Origin of the sequence: Micromonospora sp. NPDC005172, assembly GCF_040608555.1 — a bacterium.
In the GTDB taxonomy this organism is placed as follows: Bacteria; Actinomycetota; Actinomycetes; order Mycobacteriales; family Micromonosporaceae; genus Micromonospora.
The window spans coordinates 184409-205669 of record NZ_JBEXIL010000004.1 but is presented as its reverse complement, the minus strand read 5'-3'; the positions used below and the strand labels follow the sequence as shown (position 1 = coordinate 205669).

Below are 21261 nucleotides of genomic sequence, written 5' to 3'. Positions count from 1 at the left end.
CTGAATGTCTACGACTCCGACGTGCTGGAGGACGGCGAGGTGCCGCTGGCCCGGCTGCTGCCGGGTCGTCCCGGCCGTCAGGACCACCCCACCCCGCCCCGCCCCCGCCCCCGCCCCCGCGATCTTGCACTTTAGGTTGTTGATTTGGGGTCTTCTGGGCGATGTGTCGCCACAGAAAGTGCAAGATCGCGGGGGAGTGGGGCTCACCTGGTTCGGGTGAGGCCCGCTCACCCTTTTTCGGGTGATCCTGCGGGGATGCGGGAGGGGATGTGATGGTCACGACGGCGTCGAGCTACCTGGAGCAGCTGGACACGGGCCGGTCTTTCGACCTACCGGAGACGACCACCGGGACGCTCCGGCTGGACCTGCGCGACGACGGGCACACCGAGCACTGGTACCTGACCGTGGCGGGCCAGCACATCACGGTCACCCGCTCGGCCGAGGACGCGGACCTGATCGTCCGCGCCGCCCGTAGCGTCTTCGACGAGTTGGTCAACGGTGACCTGCCCCCGGGCACAGCCATGCTGCGCAACGAGCTGACCCTGCGGGGCGACATGCGGCTGCTGCTGGTGCTGCGGCGCGTCCTGCCGGGGCCGAAGGGTGCTCGACACCCACGTGAGCTGGGACGGGCCGCGCTGGCCCGCCGACACGCGTCCGCCGGGCGGGCGGGGCCCGGCGGGCGGGCGGGGCCCGGCGAGCGGGCGGCGTCCGGCGGGCGGGACGACCGGCCATGAGACAGGAACTCGTGCACGTCCTCGCCGGAAACGTGTTCGCCATCAGCGACGCCCAGGGTGACATCGAGATCGAGATGGATCCGCAGGCGCCGGTCGGACTCTTCGCGTTCGACACGCGCTTCCTCTCGCACTGGGTGCTCACCATCGACGGGGAGCCGATCAACGCCCTCTCCCGCGACGACATGACGTACTTCGAGACCCGGTTCTTCCTGGTGCCCGGCGCGGCGAGCCACTACGTCGACGCCGACGTGTCGATCATCCGGCACCGCTCGATCCACGAGTGCTTCCACGAGAAGATCATTGTGCTCAACCACTCGCCGCAGCCCGCCGAGCTGACCGTACGTATGGAGATGGGCAGCGACTTCGCCGACATCAACGAGATCGGGGACGTGCGGCGGCGGGACGTACGGGTCGACGTCGACTCGGCGCGCCAGCGGCTCACCCTGCGCTACGAACGGCAGCGCTTCGTCCGCGAGACGACGATCAGCAGCACCGCCGCGGTCGATGTCGACGAAGGCGGGATGACGTTCCGCCTCCGCGTCGCCCCGCACGGGCGGTGGGAGACCGACCTGCACGTCGTCCTGGCCGTCGTCGGGGAGGGCGGTCAGGACATGCGGGCCAGCCTGCAGGCGCACCAGCAATCCGTCCGTACCGGGATGCGGGAGGATCTCCAGGACTGGCTCGACCGGGCGCCGCAGCTGGTGGCCGAGCGCGACGGCCTGGAGATGATGTACCGGGGGAGCCTCGCCGACCTGGCCGCGCTGCGCTACCGGCCACTGTCGACCGCCGAGCGCGTGCCGGTCGCCGGCCTGCCGTGGGCGATGGCCTTCCTGGGTCGGGACAGCATCATCACCTGCCTGGAGACGCTGGCGTTCACCCCGGAGCTGACGCCCGCCACGCTGCGGATGCTGGCCCTGGTGCAGGGCGGGCACCTCGACGACGAACGCGAGGAGGAGCCCGGCAAGATCATTTCTGAGCTCCGCTACGGCGAGTCGAGCGTCTTCGGCGAGCGACCGAGCGCGGTGTACTACGCCGGCGCCGACATGACCCCGCTGTTCGTCGTGCTGCTCGACGAGTACGAGCGCTGGTCCGGTGACGCCCAACTGGTCCGCGAGCTGGGTCAACCGGCCCGGATGGCGCTGGACTGGATCGACGAGTACGGCGACATGACCGGTGACGGTTACGTGCGCTACCAACGCCGCAACGAGCGCGTCGGCACGGTCAACCAGTCCTGGAAGGACTCCCCGGACGCGATCGTCGACGCGCACGGGCGGATGCCCGAGCTTCCCCTCGCCACCTGCGAGTTGCAGGGCTACGCGTACGACGCCAAGAGGCGCGGCGCCCGGCTGGCCCGCGAGTTCTGGGGCGATCCGGCGTACGCCGACCGCCTCGACGCGGAGGCGACGGCACTCAAGGAGCGGTTCAACAGGGACTTCTGGCTGCCGCACCGGGAGTACTACGCCCTGGCGCTCGACCCGTACGGCGAACCGGTCGACGCCCTGTCGTCCAACATCGGGCACCTGCTGTGGAGCGGGATCGTCTCGGACGATCGGGCCGAGGCGGTCGCCGAGCACCTGGTCGGGCCCCGGCTGTTCAACGGCTGGGGCGTACGGACCTTCGCCGCCGGCCAGCGCCCGTACAACCCGGTGGGGTCGCACCTGGGGGCGGTGTGGCCGTCAGACAACGCCCTGATCGCCGCCGGGCTGCGGCACTACCGCTTCGACGCGCACGCGGCCCGGATCGCGGCCGGCATCTTCGACATGGCGCAGACGCTTGGCGGGGCGGTGCCGGAGCAGATCGCCGGCTACGAGCGGAGCCTGACGAAGTATCCGGTCCAGTTGCCCTCGGCCGGACGCCCGAAGTCGTGGTCGTCGGGAGCCCTGCTGATGTTGCTGGGCACCCTGCTGGGTCTGCGGCCCACCGGTGAGGACCTGCTGGTCAGGCCCGCCCTGCCCGCGGGTTTCGGCCGCGTCGACCTGCTCGGCGTCCCCGGACGCTGGGGCCACACCGACGCGTACGCCGGCGAGCGCTCCACCCAGCCGGTCAGACCTCCGACGTCCCCTCCCCGGTCCTGAGGTCGGCGGCCGTCGTGCCGTCCGTGCTCCTCTCGACGACGGGGGAGCGCCCGAGCCGCCGGGCCGGGGGAGGGCGACGGTGTTGCGCCTGGGCGCGGCGGAAGCCCTGCACGGCGTGACCCAGACCGGCCAGCTCCCCGGGGCGGGCCGCGGCGCGAACCGCCGTCAGCAGCAGCACGACCGGATGCGCGGCAGCCGACGGCATGGCGGCGAGACCACCGAGCAGCCGCTCGGCGGTCTCCTGGTCTATCCGGTCCGCGCTCATCTCGTGTCCCTCAGCGCCGCCCCGTCGGGCGATGTCACATCCGCCTCCGGTCGGGGGGAGCGGAACACGAGGTGAACGTGGACCGGCGACTGCCGGACCGGGCTCAGCCCATGGTCTTCGCCCCGTCGATCGCCTCCCGCAGGATGTCGGCGTGCCCGGCGTGCTGGGACGTCTCGGCGATCAGGTGCAGCAGCACCCGACGCACCGTCCAACTCGCGCCCGGCTCGAACCACGGGGCCTGCGGCAGCGGGTGGGCCGCGTCCAGGTCGAGGGTGGCGATCAACTCGTCGGTGTGGGCGGCCACCGATCGGAACCGCTCGACCAACCCGGCCAGGGTCTCGCCCGGTGCCATCCGGAACTGGCCGACCCAGTCGATCTCGGACCGCTGCATCGCCTCCGCGCCACCCACGGCGAACAGCATCCACCGCTCCTCGGTGCCGGCGACGTGCTTGACGAGCCCGCCGAGGCAGAGCTCGCTCACGGTGCTACGGGTGGCCGCCTGCTCGTCGGTCAGCCCGTCGACGGTCTGCAGGAGGAAGCCCCGGTGCCGGCGCAGCGTCTGCAGCAGGTCGGCTCGTTCCCCGGTGAGCTGCGCGGTGCTGGTCATGGTGTCGCCCTTTCCTCGGAGTCCGTCGGCGGTCAGCCTAGGACCGGGCACCGACACTTCGAGGTCGAAACACGACGAGGCACCGGCCGCCAGCGGTTGCCGATCGGGGTGCGGGACTGTCCACTGAATGACATGGGTGTCATCAAGGTGGGCACGTCGTCCTGGGCCGACCAGACGTTGCTGCGGTCCGGCTGGTATCCCCGCTCGGCCAACACGCCGGCGCGCCGGCTGGCCTTCTACGCCAGCCGGTTCCCGCTGGTCGAGGTGGACACGTCCTACTACGCCGTTCCGGTGCCGGAGACGACGCAGGGCTGGGTCGAGGCGACGCCTGACGACTTCACCTTCAACGTCAAGGCGTTCAGCCTCTTCACCGGGCACCCCACGCCGGTCGCCGTGCTGCCTCGCGACCTGCGACCGGCCGCCGGCCCCAGCCGGGTCCGCCGGCGTGACCTGCCCGAGCAGACGTACGACGAGTTGTGGGTCCGCTTCCGGGCGGCGCTGGCCCCGGTCGCGGCCGCCGGCAAGTTGGGAACCGTGCTCCTGCAGTTCCCGCCCTGGCTGGCGCGCGGCGACGCCGCCGAGCGGCGCATCGTGGAGCTGGCCCAGCGGTGCCAGCCGTGGCGCGTGGCGGTGGAGCTGCGGCACGGGTCCTGGTTCGACGGCGCCGCCACGACCGCGACCCTGGACCTGCTGCGCGCGCACGACCTCTCACTGGTCTGCGTGGACATGCCGCAGGGGCATCCGTCGTCGGTGCCACCGATCCTGACGCGGACGGCGGAGCCGGCGATCGTCCGCTTCCACGGCCACAGCGACGCGTGGCGCGACGGCGACAAGCAGGACAAGTTCCGCTACGCGTACGCCGAGCAGGAACTGCGCGACTGGGCGGATCGACTGGCCGGGCTGGCCGCGGACGTCGACGACCTGCACGTGCTGTTCAACAACTGCTGTGCCGGGCAGGCCCAGCGCGACGCGACCCGGTTGGCGCAACTGCTCGCCGAGACCATGCTCGCCGACGAGCGGGTACCGGTCGGGCCGCGTCGGCCGTCCGACGGTCAGACCGTCGCGGCCTCGACCGGCTGACGGGCCGCCCGCGTGCACCCCGTCCCGAGCGGGGCACGCGGACAGCGGCGGGCGATCAGGAGCGTCGACCCCGGGTGCGTAGCGCGTCCTGGGAACGCTCGGTGACGTCCGCTTCGTCGGGAAAGCTCCGGCCGCTGGGCGCCGGGTCGGGCGGCGCGCCCGGCCCGGCCACCGTGGTGCGGGTGGGCTCGACCGAGCCGAAGCCGTGCCGGCCCGCCGGACCGCTCTGCCCGACCGGGGCGCCCGCGCGCCGTTCACCGCGCCGCCCCTCGGGCACCGCCGTCTCCTCGCTGCCCTCGTCCATCGGCGAGTCGTCGCCCGCACCCCAGGGCGCGTCGGCGTCGAAGTCGTCGCCCGTACCCCACGGGTTGGTCGCCTCCGGTTCGAGCCGGTCACCGCCGCGTCCCTCGTGTGCCGTCATGGCCACCTCGCTCGGTTGGTCCGCCGCTGTCGACGGACGGATTGCCCGGATGCCGGACCCGGTCCTGTCACTCGATGCCACCGGGCGCGGGGCCGGCCGATCCTCCGGCGTGATCCCTGCCCCTCAGGCGTGCCGCGCGGGTGCGCGGGGTCGGCCGGTGCCCCGTCGTCGACGGTCCGGCGGGACACCGGCCGACCCGACGCTCAGCGTCCGGCCATCGCCATCTGCCGCTTGCCGACGCCCATGCCCATGCCCATCTTGGCCAGGCCCATCGGGGCGCCGCGCATCCCGCCGGTGCGGCTCAGGATCCCCCGCAGCACCTGGCCGGGCTTCTGCTGCTCACCCATGTACGCGGTGACCACGACCAGCGATCCGGTCAGTGCCGGGATCGCCCACTGGAGCAGCTTCATCTGTCGCTGCGAGGAGGCGACGCTGGCCGGTGTCTGGTGATTGGGCTCGGTGGCGCCGCTCACCGGCGGACCGCCCGCCTTCTCCAACCGCATGCCGACCAACCGGCTGTAGCCGGTGACGGCGAGCGCGCCGATCGTCAGGGCCGTCTTGATGGCGCTGGCCCGGCCGACGCCGCGCTGGGCCGCCACCCGTGGGCTCTCCGTGACCAGTTCGCCGACCGCTCCGGCGAGGTGCGCGCCGATCGCGGCCGCGTTGACCGGCGTCCACTTCGACCATCCGGCCGAGGCGACCGGGAGCCGCTGGGTCGAGTCGTTGATTTTCGCCGCTGCGCCGTTGACGCCGAAGGCACCCATGAGGGAGCCACCGAACCAGGCCGCCAGACCCAGATCGTGCATGGAGCGCAGTGCGGTGTGTCGTTCGGACATGTGATCCCCTTCCGCCGTGTCGGGCGACGCGGCTTACCCGTCGCCCGGGCGGCTAACCCCGTCGTCCGCCGGTCGATCCTCGCCAGGGTGGCGCGACAGGGACATACGGGCGTCGTGGTCGCAGATCGTCACCGGGAGGAGTCGTCGGCGTGGCGGCGGGTAGATCCCGTCGACGCTGACGGAGAGGGGAACGGCATGTCGCAGCCGGACGAGGTCCGCGAGAAGACTCCCAAGACCGACGCGGTGCTCATGCACCCGGACAACGATCCGCACCGCAACACCGCCGAGGTCGCGCCGCGCAAGGACCACGCGTCGATCGAGGTGGAACGCGACGGCGAGCGGACGCCGTTGGAGGAGGACTGAGCCGACACGACGGAGGCCCCGTCGGGTGACGGGGCCTCCGGTGGCAGAACCGGTCAGGAGACGGAGATCGTCCCGTTGCCGGCGCGGACACACGACACCGCGCGGGCGGCGGTGACCGCCGCGCCGGCGAGGCACTGGCCCAGCACCTCGTGCCCGGTGGCGTTCGGGTGCCACGACTCCTGGCAGGTCTGGAAGTAGCTGACGCAGGTGTTGGCGATCCGCTGGATGGCGATCTTGTCCTTGCCGGCGAGGCTGGTCACGAAGGTGCCCGTCGCGCCGTCCTGGAGCCGGATGGGGGTGGCCAGCGCGCCGGTCGGGCTGGACGTCGACTCGCACAGCCGCGCGCCGTCGAAGGCCCGCTGCACGTTCAGGTAGACCAGGTCGTCGTTGGGGAACTCGGCGGCCAGGGTGTCCCGGGTGGACTTGACGATGCCACCGAGACCCTGCGAGAAGCGGTGTCCCGGGGCGAGGCTGGCCAGGTGGATCGGGCATCCGGCCGCGTACCGCTCGGCGCCGAGGTCACGGAACTTGTCCCGGGTGTCGTCCCGACCGTCCTCCTCGTAGAACGCCGGGTTCAGGTCCAGCGGCAGCGGGTTGGTGTAGTCCTGGAACACGATTCGGTGCTGCCCGTCCGCGTCCACCTGGTCGAGGGTGGTCAGGATCTGGCGTACGGCGGCGGTGGTCTCCGCGGTCGCGGCGCTGAGCTGCGCGGCCGTGGCCAGGTCCGCGTCGCTGCACGGCTTCTGCTCCACCGGCCCGTTCAGGTACGCCCAGAACTCCCACCAGCCGGTCCAGGCGTCGGCGATGAACCGGTTGGCGCACGTCTCCGCGACGCTGCCGAAGGTGAACGAGCTGTTGTTGGAACCGAGGCCGATCAGCACCAGGTCGATGTCCTGGGTCTGCGCGACGGCACGCAGCTGGTCGAGCTGCGCGGCCACCGTACGGCCGTTGGTCCGCGCCTGGGAGGCGTTGGCGATGTCGTGCGGCTGGCCGCCGGAGCAGGCCAGGTTGAACCGGTTCTGGATGCCGGGCAGGTTCGCCTGGTTCAGCGAGGCGTTCGCTGACCGGTGGCAGAAGAAGGCGTTGTTGTTCGGCGCGGTCCAGCCGGGGAAACCCTGGGAGACCCCGTTGGTGTCGACCACCGGGGTGTATGACCCAGCGCCTTCTCCGCTGATGAAGCTGTCACCGAGCGCCACGGCGGCGGTGGGCAGCGCGGCGGTAGCGGGGGCGGGCAGCGCGACGGCGGTCGACAACGCGGCTGTGACGATCGTGAGTGCCGCGGCGAGCGCGGTACGGCGGAACCTGGGCATGGGGTCCCCATCCATCGAAAGATGAAAGATTCTCTGAGAGCGCGATCAGATCACCCCTGTGCAACGGGCGTCAATGGCCCGTAACAGAATCGTTCGACGAAAGACACGACGGCTCCGGGCGCAGCGGTATGCGCCCAGCACGGGCCGACCCGGCACTGTGGATGGTGTCGATCGCCGGTGCGCGCGCCGGCCTAGCGCGAGGGTGCCTCCGGCGTCACGCGCCCGCGCCGGCGTCGCCCTCGGAGCGGGCGCGCACGGCCGCGCCGAGCGCGTTCAGACCGACACCCCAGATCAGGAGTACGCAGAACCACTGCGTCCACCGCAGCGCGCTCATCTCTCCGGACAGCAGATGGCGGACGCTGCCGAACGGCGTGAGCCACGGCTGTGCCGGACGCAGCGCGTCCACCGCCCCCAGCAGCCCGAACAGGCCCAGCGGGAGGACGATCGTGGCGAGGAACGCGACCACCCGCGAGCGCAGCAGCAGGCCCAGTCCGGTGCCCACCAGACCGGCGACGAGCTGCACCAGCACGCTGCCCACCGCCACCGTGCCGACGTGCCGCCACCGATCGTCCACCCCGCCGGCCGGGGTCACGGCCAGTGTCGCGGCGCAGATCGCCACACCACCCACGCCGATCACGACCGCCGGCAGCAGCACCCCGAACACGGTCGGGACGACGTCGGCGCGAGCCCGGCGTGGATCACGTACGAGCAGGATGCCGAACAGTGGCGTCGCCACCGACATCAGGCTCTGGACCGTGCCCGACAGGTCGACGAACGTCCGGTCGGTGGGTGCCGCCGTCGCGACGAGCGCCACGGCGGTGAGCAGCCCCGCCAGGAGGGTGCCGGCGAGCAGCCAGCGGCGGGTGCGCGTACCGAGGGAGCGCCGTAGGGCGTCGCCTGTCGTTTCGTCCACCTCGGCAACCTCCCGGCCTCCGCCATGCATGCAACAGGAACCGTACCGGCGATGACTGTCGCTGCGTGGTCCCGCGATCACCGTGCATCTCCCGGGTCGTCACCGATCGTGCCGCTCGGCAGCCGCGCCCAGCGGTATGCGGCACCTCGTCTCCTTTGTGCTCACGGGATGTGACAGACGTGGACAGTGCTGGATCTCTGTCTCTACAGTTCCCCCGTCTGGCCGTCTCACATACACGGGGGTTGCGGTGGCCATTGGCCGCTCCATGCATGCTGTCCACATTCCGAGATCATCAACCCGTCGCCTGCTCGCCGCCGGAATCTCGGCGTCCATCGGCGTCGCCCTCCTCGCCGCACCCGCGTCGGCCGTGCCGACGTCGACGGGCGGTACCACGTCCAGCGGTACGACCGCGCGGGACGCCGCCCACGCGACCGCCACGGCCACGCGTACCGGTCAGCGCGTCGAGGTCGAATCGGCACGTAGCGAGCTGACCCAGGTCTTCGCCAAGCCGGGTGGCGGCTTCGTCGCCGAGACCGCAGCCGTTCCACAGCGGGTCCGCCAGGCCGACGGCTCCTGGTCCGAGGTCGACCTGTCGTTGCACCGCGCGGCGAGCGGCTGGCGACCGGCGGTCTCCCCGGCCACCGTGCTGTTCTCGGCCGGCGGGCACGGTCCCGCCGCCACCCTGACCAACGGCGCCAAGTCGATGACGCTGGGCTGGCCCGGCGCGCTGCCCGCGCCGAGCGTGTCCGGGGACGCCGCCACCTACCCCGAGGTCCTGCCCGGTGTGGACCTGGTGCTGACGGCCACCCACACCGGCTTCACCCACGTCCTCGTGGTGAAGACCCCGCAGGCGGCGGCGAACCCGGCGCTGCGGGAGATCCGCTTCGACCTCGGGGGCGACGCACGGGTCCGGCGGGAGGCCGACGGCTCGCTGCGGGCGCTCGCCGGCGGGGCGGAGGTGGCACGCGCCGCCACCGCCGAGATGTGGGACTCCTCCGGCCCTGCCGGTGCGCCTCGTGCGGCGGCCTCCTCGCCGTCCGGTCCCGGCCTGGCCGCGCGTACCTCCTCCGTGGCGACCGCCGTCGACGCGGCGGGCGACCTTGTGCTGCGCCCGTCCGCGGGCCTGCTCGACCCGGCGAAGGCGACCTTCCCGGTCTACATCGACCCGGCCTGGTCCGCCCTCCCCTCCCGCTGGGCGTACGCCACCACCAACAACTCCACCAACACCGACACCTCGGCTGCCCGGGTCGGATTGAACCCGGACAGCGGGGTCGTCTACCGCTCCTATTTCGAGTTCCCCACTCTCAATCTCAGCGGCAAACTCATCAAGTCGGCGTATGTGCAGGTGGTGGCGACCCACACCTGGTCCTGCTTCGACACCCCGACCTACCTCTACCAGTCGGGCCCGATCACGAGCACCCCCCGCACCGCCTGGGCGCCCGCGCTGACCACGCTGCGCGCCTCCGCCAACTCGCACGCCAACCCGGGGGCGGGCTGCACCGACGCGCCGCAGCCGCCGATGATGGTGCGATTCACCGGCAGCGTCACCGCCGGCGTCAGCAGCGCGGCGGCCGCGCACCTGAGCACGATCACCTACGGGCTCTGCGCGTGCAGCGACTCGTCCGGGACCGGCGAGAGCACGGCGAACCGGTGGAAGAAGTTCGACCCGAGCTCGGCACGCCTGCTGGTCGACTACGACACGCCGCCCACCCAGCCCACCGCTCTCCAGGTCGGTGGCGCGGCCTGTGTCACGGGCGAACGGGTCACCCTCGCCACCCCGCCGACCCTTTCCGCCGTCTTCCCCGACGCGGACTCCGGCCAGGTCCTCCAGACGGCGTACGAACTGCTGGAGATCCCCGCCTCGGGCGTCTACGACAGCGCCACGCCGCGCATGACCGCGCCGACGGGCTCCACCGTCCTGGCCGGCGCCCGCTCCACCACGGCAGTGGTGACCGGCACGACCAACGGGAAGTCGTACGCCTTCCGGACCCGCAGTGACGACGGCTACGTGGCCAGCCCCTGGTCGGGGTGGTGCGAGTTCACGATCGACAACCAGCCGCCCACGGTGAGCGTGGACGCGGTCACCAGTCCCGCCCCGCCCGGTGAGCTCTACACCTACAAGCTGCGTTCGCCGGACCTGGACGTGGTCAGTTTCCGCTACGGCTGGAGCAACCCTCCCACCGAGGAGGCGGAGGCCGGCACGAGCCTCGGCTGGACCGGCAAGACCGTTTCGGTGACCCTGGCGACGCCCGCCTACGGCACGAACACGCTGTACGTGGCCGCCGTGGACAGCGTCGGGAACGTCGGCTACAGCTCGCTTGTTATCCAGGTGCCGGCCCCGTAGGGCGGCCGACCACCAACCGGTCACGGCGCGGCTGACGCGTCGAAACCGGACGACAGCAGACGATGTCGAGGCTCGCATTCGCACCGGGGATGCGGGCCTCGACTGCGGGGTGCCGTCGTCGTGTCACATCTGCCGGTTAGGCTCGCTGCGGCGCGCGCCGGCCGACCGATCAGTTCGGACGCGGCACCACACCGCCGAGACCGGGGAGTACGACCAGTTGACCGCAGAGCCTGACACCCTGTACGGGGCCGATGACCTCACCCACCTTGAGGGGCTGGACGCTGTCCGCAAGCGGCCCGGCATGTACATCGGTTCCACCGACAGCCGTGGCGTGGGTCACCTCGTCAACGAGATCCTCGACAACTCCACCGACGAGGGTGTCGCCGGTCACGCGAGCAACGTCGAGGTGATCCTGCACGCCGACGGTTCGGTGCAGGTCGACGACGACGGTCGCGGCATCCCCACCGACGTGCACGCCAAGTCCGGCATCTCCGGCGTCGAGCTGGTGCTGACCCGCCTGCACGCGGGCGGCAAGTTCGGCGGCTCCGGCTACAAGACCTCCGGCGGTCTGCACGGCGTTGGCGCCTCCGCCGTCAACGCGCTGTCCCGTCGTTTCGACGTCACCGTCCGCCGCGCCGGCAAGGTCCACTCGATGTCGTTCCGGCACGGCGTGCCGGGGATCTTCGACGGCGACGGGCCGGACGCGTCCTTCACCGCCGGCCCCGGCCTCCAGGTGACCGGGGCGATGAAGCGCGGCCAGCGCACCGGCACCTCCATCCGCTGGTGGCACGACGCCCGCTACTTCGAGACCGGCGCGGCGCTCGACGTCGACGCCGTCCGGATGAAGCTGCGCAACACCGCGTTCCTGGTCCCCGGCGTGACGTACCTGCTGCGTGACCTGACCGGCGAGGCGCCCGCCGAGGAGCGGTTCCACTACCCCAACGGGCTCAGCGACATGGTCGAGTTCCTCGCGCCGGCCGGTGACCGGCCGGTCTCCGGCATCCTGCTGGTCAACGGCGAGGGGACCTACCGGGAGAACGCCGCCGACGCCAACGGTGTCATGCAGTCCAACGTGCAGCGCCGCGCCGAGGTGGAGGTGGCGTTCCGCTGGGGCACCGGCTACGAGCGCACCGTCGAGTGCTTCACCAACACGATCCGCAACGCCCACGGTGGCACCCACCGCAAGGGCTTCGAACGTGCCCTCGTGCGCACCCTCGCCGACGCCGTCCGCAACACCCGCGGCCTGCTCAAGGCCAAGGAGGAGCCGCCGACCCTGGACGACGTCCTGGAGGGCATGACGGCCGTGGTGCACGTGCGGATTCCCGAGCCGCAGTTCACCTCCCAGACCAAGGACGAGCTGTCCACCACCGGCATCACCAAGGTCCTGCAGAGCCTCGTCGACGCGCACGTCAAGGCCTGGCTGGAGGACCGGCGCACCAAGGCCGAGGCGCGCGTCGTCCTGCAGAAGATCGTCGACGCGGCGCGGGTACGACTCACCCAGAAGCAGCAGAAGGACGCCGCCCGGCGTAAGACCGCCCTGGAGGGCGCGTCCATGCCGCCGAAGCTGGTCGACTGTCGCGCGACGGGCATCGACCGCAGTGAGCTGTTCATCGTGGAGGGCGACAGCGCGCTGGGGACGAGCCGGATGGCGCGCTCGTCGGAATACCAGGCGCTGCTGCCCATCCGGGGCAAGATCCTCAACGTGCAGAAGGCCAACCTCCAGCAGGTTCTGGACAATGCCGAGTGCGCGGCCATCGTCCAGGTGCTGGGGGCGGGTTCGGGGCGGACGTTCGACCTCTCCGCGCTGCGCTACGGCCGCGTGCTGATCATGGCCGACGCCGACGTGGACGGCGCGCACATCCGTACGCTGCTGATCACCCTCTTCGCCCGCTACATGCGGCCGTTGATCGAGGCCGGTCGTCTCTACGCGGCGATGCCGCCCCTGCACAAGATCACGACCAAGGGGCGGAACCCGCAGACCGTCTACACCTACACCCAGGCCGAGATGGAGACGACGGTCCGCAAACTGGAGAAGGCCGGCAAGCAGATCGTCACGCCCATCCCGCGCTTCAAGGGCCTCGGTGAGATGGACGCCGACGAGCTGTGGGACACCACGATGAACCCGGCCACCCGGGCCGTCCGCCGGATCACCCTCGACGACGTGGACGCCGCCGAGCGCATCCTCGAACTGCTGATGGGCGAGAAGGTTGAGCCGCGCCGCAACTGGCTCATCGACTCCGCCGACCGGGTCGACCGCGAGGCGATCGACGCATGAGCACCTGTCTCGTTCGAGTGGAGAGCTGAGTCATGGCACGCCGTAAGGACAACAAGGTCGATCTCTCCTCGTTCGACCAGGCCGGCGCGCGGGTCTTCGACAACCCGCTGGTGACCGAGGTCTCGGACTCCTACCTGGAGTACGCCTTCTCGGTCATCCACTCCCGTGCCCTGCCGGATGCCCGCGACGGCCTCAAGCCCGTGCACCGGCGGATCCTCTGGTCGATGTACGAGCAGGGCTACCGCCCGGATCGCGGCCACGTGAAGTCCGCCCGAATTGTCGGCGATACAATGGGAAAGTACCATCCGCACGGCGACACGGCGATCTACGACGCGATGGTTCGCCTCGCGCAGGACTTCTCGCTCAACGTGCCGCTGATCGACGGGCACGGCAACTTTGGATCTCCAGACGACGGCCCGGCTGCCAGCCGCTACACCGAAGCCCGGATGTCCCGCGAGGCGATGCTGCTCGTCGGTGAGCTGGGCGAGGACACGGTCGACGTCGAGCCCAACTACGACGGTTCGTTGACGCAGCCGACCGTGCTGCCGGCGGCCTTTCCAAACCTGCTGGTCAACGGCGCGTCCGGGATCGCGGTCGGCATGGCCACCAACATGATCCCGCACAACCTCGCCGAGGTGGTCTCCGCGGCCCGGTGGCTGATCAACCACCCGGATGCCACCCTGGACCGGCTCATGGAGTTCGTCCCCGGCCCCGACCTGCCCACCGGCGGCGTGCTGCTCGGCCTCGACGAGGTGCGCCGGGCGTACGAGACCGGGCGCGGCGTGGTGCGGATGCGCGGCAAGGTGGAGATCGGTCACATCGAGGGCAGTCGGGGTCGCCAGGCCATCACCGTGGTCGAGTTGCCCTACGGCGTCGGCGCGGAGAAGGTCATCGCGGCGATCACCAACGAGGTCACCAAGACCAAGCGGCTGACCGGCATCGCGGACGTCAAGGACCTCACCGACCGGGAGAGCGGCACCCGCCTCGTGGTCGAGTGCAAGGTCGGGGTCAATCCGCAGGCCCTGCTCGCCGACCTGTACCGGTTGACCCCGTTGGAGCAGTCCTTCGGCGTCAACAACCTCGTGCTGGTCGACGGTCAGCCCCGTACCCTCGGGTTGAAGGCCCTGCTGGAGGTCTTCCTGGCCCACCGGTACGAGGTGGTCACCCGGCGCAGCTCCTACCGTCGGCGCAAGCGCGAGGAGCGGCTGCACCTGGTCGACGGTCTGCTGGTCGCGCTGCTCGACATCGACCGGGTGGTCCGTCTGATCCGTGGCAGCGACGACGCGCAGGAGGCCAAGGACGGGCTGATGAGCCAGTTCGGCCTCTCCGACATCCAGGCCACGTACATCCTGGACACGCCGCTGCGCCGGCTCACGAAATTCGACCGGATCGAGCTGGAGGCCGAGCAGGAGCGGCTGCGTGCCGAGATCGCCGAGCTGTCCACGATCCTCGACGACGAGCGGGTGCTCAAGAAGCTGGTCTCCGACGAGTTGGCCGCCGTGGTCAAGCAGTTCGGCACCGAACGTCGTACGACCCTTGTCGACGGTGACCTGAAGGAGGTGCTGGCGGCGTCCGCGCCGGCCGGCCCGCTGGAGGTCGCCGACGACCCGTGCCAGGTGATCCTCTCGGCGACCGGGCTGGTCGCCCGGACCGCGGCCGAGTCGGAGGAGAGCGCCGAGGGGCGCCGACGCAACGGTCGGGTCAAGCACGACACGGTACGCGCGATCGTGCACTCCACCGCCCGTGGCCGGGTGTTGCTGATCACGAGCGCGGGTCGCGCCTTCAAGGTCGACGTACTGCCGCTGCCGGTGCTCCCCGAGCAGGCCGGCACGGTGTCGCTGCGCGGCGGCATGTCCGCCGCCGAGCTGGCGCCGCTGGAGGCGGGGGAGACCGTTGTCGGTCTGGTCCCGCTCAGCGGCGCTGCCGACACCTCACCCGGGCTTGCGCTGGGCACCCGGCACGGCGTGGTGAAGGTGTGCGCGCCGGAGTGGCCGGTGCGCTCCGACGAGTTCGAGGTGATCGGCCTGCGGGACGGTGACGAGGTGGTCGGGGCGACCTGGTTGACCGACGGCACCGAGACGCTGACCTTCGTCACCTCGGAGGCGTCGTTGCTGCGCTTCGCTGCCGGGCTGGTCCGCCCGCAGGGCCTCAAGGGCGGCGGCATGGCCGGCATCAACCTGCCGGCCGGCGCGCGGGTGGTCTTCTTCGGCGCGGTACGCACCGACGACCCGGGTCACGGCGAGCCGATGGTGGTCACCTCCACCGGGGCGACGGTCAAGGTCACGCCGTTCCAGGCGTACCCGGCGAAGGGCCGGGCGACCGCCGGCGTGCGTGCCCACCGCTTCCTCAAGGGTGAGACGGACGTCGCCGTGGCCTGGGTGGGACCGCGTCCGGTCGGCGCGACAGTCACCGGCGACCCGGTGGAGCTGCCGGCAGCCGACCCGCGCCGCGACGGCAGCGGCTTCGCGGTGATGCTCGGCCCAACGGTGGTAGGCCACCTGATCGAACGCGACTGACCGCCCCCACCCACCCCACCCACCCACCCCCACGGCCCCTCCGGGCCTGCTGGCCCCCGTCGATCATGAAGTTATTGCCGCCGTCGTCGGCGTGTCTTGGCAATAACTTCATGATCACCCGGCGGGGAGGCCGGGGGGGAGGCGGGAGGGGAGGGGGGTGGGGAGGGTGGGAGGGGGTGGGGTGGGTTAGGCGACGTTGACGGGGCGGAACTGGACGCTGACCCTTGGGCCTACCGGGCGGGTGGTCTTGGGGATGGCGTGTTCCCAGGTGCGCTGGCAGGAGCCGCCCATGACGATCAGGTCGCCGTGCCCCACCGGGAAGCGCAGGCTGTCGCCGCCGCCGCCGCGAGGGCGCAGCAGCAGAGGCCGGGGTGACCCGAAGGAGACGATCGCGACGATCGTGTCGCTGTGGGCCGAGCGGCCGATGGTGTCACCGTGCCACGCGACGCTGTCGCGGCCGGAGCGGTAGAGGCACATGCCGGCGGTGACGAACGGTTCGCCCAGCTCGGGTGCGTAGTGCCGGGTCAGTGCCGTCCGCGCCGAGGTGAGCACCGGGTGCGGCAGTTGCCGCTCACCGTCGTACCAGCAGAGCAGGCGTGGCACGTCGACCTCGCTGTCGTACATGGTGCGGCGCTCCGCACGCCAGGGCACCTCGGCGAGCAGGGTGTCCAGGACCGCGTCGGAACCCTGCACCCAAGTCGGAAGGTGGTCGACCCAGGCGCCCCGGCTCAACTGGTGCCGCCGGATCTGACCGCCCAGTGGCCCCAGAGTCGGCTCCGTGTCGGTCAAATCGAGCATCGACGGCTGGTAGGCGGCCTCCATGAAGCCACCCTAGCAGCACGTTAGTACACCCGTGCGAGTGTCAGACCCCGAGCGGGGAGCCCCGACCCACGACCGCGCCGATCTTGCACTTTCGGTCGACGACATGAGGTGATTTGCCCCTTGTGTCGCAACAGAAAGTGCAAGATCGCGGAGGTGGGGGGCGGGGGCAGGGCGGGGTCAGGTTGGGGTGGGGGCGGTTTGTAGCACCGCGTCCACGACGCGGGCGCGGCCCTGGCCGTCCACGGCGGCCCAGGCTCGGGCGGCCAACGCTGCGCGGCGTTGCGGCGAGCTGAGGAGCCCGTTGAGCGTTCGCGCCGCCGTAGCCCGGGCGGTCCGCCCGGGCATCCCGGTGGCGGTCAGGTCCGGCAGTTCGCCGAGGCCGGCGGCCAGGCCGTGCCGCACCACCCGGGTGTACGACTCGCGTTGGTTGTCGACCACGCAGACCAGTGCCGCGGGCGCGCCGAGGCAGCACAGTTCCCAGGTGGAGGTGCCGGCGGCGCTGACGACCAGGTCCGCCTCGGTGATCAGTGCGGGCAGCGCGCCGGTGGGCGGGACGGGACGCACGATCTGTCCCCGCCCGGGGGTGATCGTCTCCAGCTCGGCCTCGATCTCTGGTCGCCCGACGACGACCGTGAGGTCCATCGGGTGGCCGGTGGCCAGCAGCACCCGGGTCAGCACCGGGGCCGCGCCGACCGCGTCGGTGCCGCCGAAGAACGCCAGCACCCGCGGCCTGCCGACCGCCGTGGCGGGCCGGGGCGTCGCCGGGCGGGCGGTCACGACCGAGTCGCGCAGCAGGGCGTAGCCGCTGCCGGCGAGCAGCCGCCCGGGCAACGCCGGAAGCTGTGCCCCGAAGTTCTGGTCGAGGTAGAGGTCGGCATCCTGGCCCCGGCTGTCCCCGTCGATGACGGCGAGGGTGACGACACCCGCCGCGCGCAGGGCGCCAGCACCGGCTGGGTCCAGTTCGTACGAGTCGAGGACCACCACGTCGAGGTCGTGTCGTCGGGCCGTCTCGACCAGCTCGCTCGGTGACTCCGGGGCGGGGTGCAGCTCGATTCCGCGCGCGGCCAGTTCGGCGCTGGCCCAGCCGACCCGCTCGACAGTGCCGAACACCGCGACGTGGGCGCCCCGGGCGAGGAACTCTTCGGCGAGGGCGAGGCAGCGGACGAGATGCCCGACGCCGCGCCGTGGCCCAGCGTCGCAGCGGAGTCCGACCCGTAGCGCGCTCAGGACTCCTCCAGCCGCTTCTGGCGTACGTCGGCGTTGAGCGCGCGCAGCCGGGGTTGCCCGTCGAGCCAGTCGGCGAGCTTGGCGAGTGGCACGCTCACGTCGCCGAAGTGGTCGGCGACGGCGCTCACCAGCGCCCAGTCCTGCTCGGTGTCGAGGGTGAGCCGCAGCGCCGAGCGGTCCGGGGTGAGGGTCACCCCGAGCACCCGGAACAGCTCCGGATGGGTGTACGCGTACGAGGTGACGTGCACGCGGTGGTGGCCGGTGGCGAGCCGGTCCAGGGTACGCAGGGTCTCCGCGCGGATGATCTCCACGTCCAGTCCGCGGGGCAGGGTGCGGGCGATCGACGTGCTTGCGTAGTCCAGGCCGGGCACGGCCCGGTACACCGAGGCGACAAGCGTGATGATCTCCGGGTCGAGCAGCGGGCAGTCGGCGGTGAACCGCATCACCGCGTCGCCCGGGTGCGCGGCGAGCGCGCCCACGAAGCGGCCCAGCACGTCGTCGACGGGTCCGCGGTGGCACGCCACGCCGAGTCGCCGGCACTCGTCGACCACCGCGTCGTCGACCGCGTCGGTGCTCGTCGCGACCACCAGGTCGGCGAGGACGCCGCTGTCGAGGGCGGCGCGGACGACACGGCCGAGCACGGACCGCCCGGCGAGCGGGCGCAGCACCTTGCCGGGCAGCCGCGACGAGCCCATCCGGGCCTGCACGATGCCGACGATCCGTGGCGCGGGGGTCTGGCCCGGGTCAGGTGGGCCCGCCGTCGCGGTAGCGTCGCCGTCGCCGCTCACTGCTGCTCCTCCTGCTCCGTGCCGAGCTGCTTCGGGGCGAGCGCCGCCCGTGCTCGTCGCTTCGCGGCACGCGCACCCCGCTTGGCCAGCCGGGCCGGAGTGATGGCGAGCCGGCCGACGCGGTAGCTGATGGACCCGCTGAGCAGTCCGACCTTCGCCTCGGCCCGGCGCAGCGCCCGCTCCCGGGACGTGAGCAGCTCGTCGGTCCACCGGGTCAGGGCCGCGAGCCGACTGATCTCCTCGCGTTGACGCAGCCACGCCTCGCGTAGCTGCTGGTAGCTGTGCGCGCCGAGCGGCGGATCGGTCGGTTCGACCGCCTGGAGTTCGGTCGCGAGGGCTGTCCGGTGCTCGACGTCCAGGCCGTGCAGGCTCGCCGTGATCGCCGCCTCGGCCTGTACCGCCTCGGCCACTGTCGCCCGATCCAGGTCGTGGCCGGCGAGCCCGCCGAGGACGACGGTGAGGCCGGCGACGTCGAGGGTGGACGACCACGGGTGGGCGTACCCGCCGGTGAGCAGGGCCGCCGCGAAGCGCCACAGCCCGCGGGCCAGCACCACGTCGCCGGGAAGTCGGTCGGCGGCCCGCCAGCTCGGGTCGAGCACCGCGAAGCGCTCCCCGTCGACCACGATGTTGTCGGCGCTGGCCAGCGCTGCGGCGCCGGCGAGGCGTCCGTCGGCGTCGGCCTGGTCGGCGAGCCAGCCCGCGTACCCGTGCAACAGCGTGCGCACCGTCGCCAGGTCGCGGCGCAGCGCGGCATCGAGCAGCAGGGTGTGCAGCAGTCGCCCGGACGGCACCGGCCCGGTCAACGCGTCGGGGTCCCGGTACGCGGCCTCGCGGCTGGCGAACGGCGCGGCCGGCGCGGTCGGGTCGGCGGTGACCACGTGGCCCCACCGCCAGCCCGACGGGCCGTCGCGTACCTCCAGCACGCCGATCCCGGGCTGCCCGGACGACCCCGTCTGCACCAGCGCCACCGGCAGATCCCCGTCGGCTGGGGTGTCGGTGGGTCCGCCGGGCCGGTGGGCCAGCATCAGCCAGGCCGGCGCCAGGTCGGCGGCGCGCCCGGCGTGCAGGGCGTCCACCGCCAGCCGGGCCGGGTCCTGGAGCACCGTCGCGGGGCCGAAGGCACCGGCGCAGGCGCCGTGCAGCACCGCGTCGAACAGCCCTCGGTGCGCGCCGCGGTCGAGCTGGTCGGCGTCGAGCAGAGCCGTCGCCGTAGCGCCCTCGGGGTACGCGGCCCAGCAGGCGCTCGGGCGGAGCCCGCTGTCGGTGATCCGCTGGCGGAGCTGGTCCCGGTTGGCGGGGTGGGCCGCATCGAGCACGCCGGCGATCATCCAGGCGGAATCGTCGCGGGCGGCGTACCAGGGGGTGGTGGCGACCAGCCGGTGCAGCCCGAGTGGGTTGTCCAGGCGCAGCAGCAGCGCGCCGCCGGGGCGTACCGCCGCGACCAGCCGTGCCAGCACGCCGTCCCAGCCCAGCCGGGTGCCCTCCACCGACTCGATCGGGTCCAGGCCGGCGGCGGCGATCACCACGTCGTACGTCTCGTCGTCGGCCAGGCCGGCGGGGCCGCCGACGATCACGCGGGCGGCGCGCTGGGCCAGCGCCACGGCGTCCGGGTGGCTGCGCAGCAGGCAGGTCACCTCGGCGTGGGCGAGCCGGTCGAGCAGCGCCGGGTCGTGCGGGCCGGCCAGCAGGACACGCGCGCCGGGCGGTACGACGCGGGCGGCCAGAGCCGCGAGGGGTCCTCCGTCGGCCAACCGCTCCGTCGGCAGGTCGGACCAGGCCAGCATCTCGCCGCCGGGCAGGGTGATCCGGCCGGCGGGTGCCGTCTCAGTCGTCACTGTCGTCCTCTTCTTCTTCCGGAAGGTTCGCCCAACCGAGCAGTTCACGCAGCTCGGCAGGGGTGCAGCGGTAGTCGGTGCCCAGCTCCGCCCGGGCGATCGAGACCGCGGTGGGCCTGTCGACCTGCGGGCCGTGCAGCTCCGGCCACTGTCGTCGGATGCGGGCGGTGCCACCGAAGGTCGGGTCCTCGTTGGACAGGATCATCGGGTCGCCGTAGACCGCCGGTTCGCAGCCGGCCGCGATGCCGTAGAAAATCGCGCTGGTCAGCCGGTTGGAGGCTACCCGCCGGTGCCGGCGCAGCTCGGTCAACTGCTTGTCGAGGAACTCCGGGTCGGTGTCCTTCCACCAGTGTCCCCGGTAGCCGTGGCAGATCACCCGGAAGCCGGCGCGCTCGTAGAGCCGTCGGACGTGGCGCATGCCGTACTCGTGCCAGTAGAGGCAGACCGTGACCGGCCCGGGCTCGGTGTCCCGGATACGGGCGATCAGCTCCCGGTGGTCGCCCTTGACGTGCTGGCCCTCCCAGCCGTGGAACGGGTACCAGATGGTGCCCTCCCGCTCCTGCTCCGGCGGGTCCTCGGGCCGCATGGCCAGCAGGTAGACGAACGGAGCGCCGATCACGACGACGTTGCGCCGCCCCACCGACCAGGCCCGGCGGCGGGTCTGCTCGGACCAGAGCAGGCTCGGGGTGCGGTCGGCGTACGGGTGGCCCGGCGCGAGGCCGTCGCCGATGTTCCAGCCGTGCTGCACGTACCCGTTGATCCGTGGCGGATGCCGGTCGCCGAGACCGGCGTAACGGGCCAGCACGTGGGCGTGGCCGTAGAAGTGGTTCGCGTGGTGCATCAGCTTCCC

18 protein-coding genes are annotated in these 21261 nt (G+C 72.1%); 7 read left to right on the top strand and 11 right to left on the bottom strand.

From position 1 onward, the window contains the following. Positions 1–272: 272 nt before the first annotated feature. Both ABZV06_RS04865 and ABZV06_RS04860 read left to right on the top strand, forming a co-directional pair. Entirely contained in the window at positions 273–734 is a 462-nt protein-coding gene (locus ABZV06_RS04865) for an SCP2 sterol-binding domain-containing protein (protein WP_355618716.1), read from the top strand. Continuing rightward, a complete protein-coding gene (locus tag ABZV06_RS04860) occupies positions 731–2809 on the top strand; it encodes a glycogen debranching N-terminal domain-containing protein (RefSeq protein WP_355238156.1) in 2079 nt (692 codons plus the stop codon). The genes ABZV06_RS04865 and ABZV06_RS04860 overlap by 4 nt, the downstream gene beginning before the upstream one ends. Here ABZV06_RS04860 and ABZV06_RS04855 read toward each other — a convergent pair. Beyond that, positions 2778–3074, bottom strand: a complete 297-nt coding sequence (locus ABZV06_RS04855; protein ID WP_355618695.1) for a hypothetical protein — start codon at positions 3072–3074, stop codon at positions 2778–2780. The genes ABZV06_RS04860 and ABZV06_RS04855 overlap by 32 nt on opposite strands. A gap of 103 nt (positions 3075–3177) precedes the next feature. After that, positions 3178–3681, bottom strand: a complete 504-nt coding sequence (locus ABZV06_RS04850; protein ID WP_355238150.1) for a DinB family protein — start codon at positions 3679–3681, stop codon at positions 3178–3180. Positions 3682–3813: 132 nt separating this feature from the next. On the opposite strand from ABZV06_RS04850, the gene ABZV06_RS04845 reads away from it, so the two are divergent. After that, positions 3814–4761 carry a DUF72 domain-containing protein gene (locus ABZV06_RS04845; protein WP_355238147.1) on the top strand — a complete coding sequence of 316 codons (948 nt, stop codon included), beginning with the start codon at positions 3814–3816 and terminating at the stop codon, positions 4759–4761. Between the two features lie 55 nt (positions 4762–4816). Here the strand turns inward: ABZV06_RS04845 and ABZV06_RS04840 are convergent, their stop codons facing one another. Next, positions 4817–5182: a hypothetical protein gene (locus ABZV06_RS04840; RefSeq protein ID WP_355238144.1), complete on the bottom strand. Its 366-nt coding sequence runs from the start codon at positions 5180–5182 to the stop codon at positions 4817–4819. A gap of 203 nt (positions 5183–5385) precedes the next feature. Further along, complete coding sequence (locus ABZV06_RS04835; protein ID WP_355238141.1) at positions 5386–6018, bottom strand: hypothetical protein; 633 nt, start codon at positions 6016–6018, stop codon at positions 5386–5388. Between the two features lie 195 nt (positions 6019–6213). Here ABZV06_RS04835 and ABZV06_RS04830 point away from each other — a divergent pair, with 195 nt between their 5' ends. Beyond that, positions 6214–6381 (top strand): hypothetical protein, encoded by a 168-nt coding sequence (locus ABZV06_RS04830; protein WP_355618692.1) that lies wholly within the window; start codon positions 6214–6216, stop codon positions 6379–6381. Positions 6382–6434: 53 nt separating this feature from the next. On the opposite strand, the gene ABZV06_RS04825 is transcribed toward ABZV06_RS04830, so the two are convergent. Together ABZV06_RS04825 and ABZV06_RS04820 are read right to left on the bottom strand one after the other, a co-directional pair. Beyond that, positions 6435–7691: a hypothetical protein gene (locus tag ABZV06_RS04825; RefSeq protein ID WP_355618689.1), complete on the bottom strand. Its 1257-nt coding sequence runs from the start codon at positions 7689–7691 to the stop codon at positions 6435–6437. Positions 7692–7905: 214 nt separating this feature from the next. Continuing rightward, positions 7906–8604: a hypothetical protein gene (locus ABZV06_RS04820; protein ID WP_355618686.1), complete on the bottom strand. Its 699-nt coding sequence runs from the start codon at positions 8602–8604 to the stop codon at positions 7906–7908. 265 nt (positions 8605–8869) lie between these two features. On the opposite strand from ABZV06_RS04820, the gene ABZV06_RS04815 reads away from it, so the two are divergent. From ABZV06_RS04815 to ABZV06_RS04805, 3 genes are all read left to right on the top strand, one after another. Then, the gene (locus ABZV06_RS04815) at positions 8870–10948 is read left to right on the top strand and encodes a hypothetical protein (RefSeq protein ID WP_355618683.1); all 2079 of its coding nucleotides are present in this window, start codon (positions 8870–8872) and stop codon (positions 10946–10948) included. 145 nt (positions 10949–11093) lie between these two features. Further along, positions 11094–13223 carry a DNA topoisomerase IV subunit B gene (locus ABZV06_RS04810; RefSeq protein WP_355618713.1) on the top strand — a complete coding sequence of 710 codons (2130 nt, stop codon included), beginning with the start codon at positions 11094–11096 and terminating at the stop codon, positions 13221–13223. A gap of 32 nt (positions 13224–13255) precedes the next feature. Next, positions 13256–15739 (top strand): DNA topoisomerase IV subunit A, encoded by a 2484-nt coding sequence (locus tag ABZV06_RS04805; protein WP_355618680.1) that lies wholly within the window; start codon positions 13256–13258, stop codon positions 15737–15739. Between the two features lie 186 nt (positions 15740–15925). Here the strand turns inward: ABZV06_RS04805 and ABZV06_RS04800 are convergent, their stop codons facing one another. The 5 genes from ABZV06_RS04800 to ABZV06_RS04780 form a co-directional block, all read right to left on the bottom strand. Continuing rightward, positions 15926–16561 (bottom strand): alpha-ketoglutarate-dependent dioxygenase AlkB, encoded by a 636-nt coding sequence (locus ABZV06_RS04800; RefSeq protein WP_355618677.1) that lies wholly within the window; start codon positions 16559–16561, stop codon positions 15926–15928. A 177-nt stretch (positions 16562–16738) separates the two neighbouring features. Continuing rightward, complete coding sequence (locus tag ABZV06_RS04795; protein WP_355618674.1) at positions 16739–17671, bottom strand: spore coat protein; 933 nt, start codon at positions 17669–17671, stop codon at positions 16739–16741. 113 nt (positions 17672–17784) lie between these two features. Beyond that, the gene (locus tag ABZV06_RS04790; protein WP_355618710.1) at positions 17785–18507 is read right to left on the bottom strand and encodes a glycosyltransferase family protein; all 723 of its coding nucleotides are present in this window, start codon (positions 18505–18507) and stop codon (positions 17785–17787) included. Between the two features lie 65 nt (positions 18508–18572). Further along, entirely contained in the window at positions 18573–20411 is a 1839-nt protein-coding gene (locus ABZV06_RS04785) for a class I SAM-dependent methyltransferase (protein ID WP_355618671.1), read from the bottom strand. Beyond that, a complete protein-coding gene (locus tag ABZV06_RS04780) occupies positions 20401–21252 on the bottom strand; it encodes a hypothetical protein (protein ID WP_355618668.1) in 852 nt (283 codons plus the stop codon). The genes ABZV06_RS04785 and ABZV06_RS04780 overlap by 11 nt, the downstream gene beginning before the upstream one ends. Positions 21253–21261 lie beyond the last annotated feature (9 nt).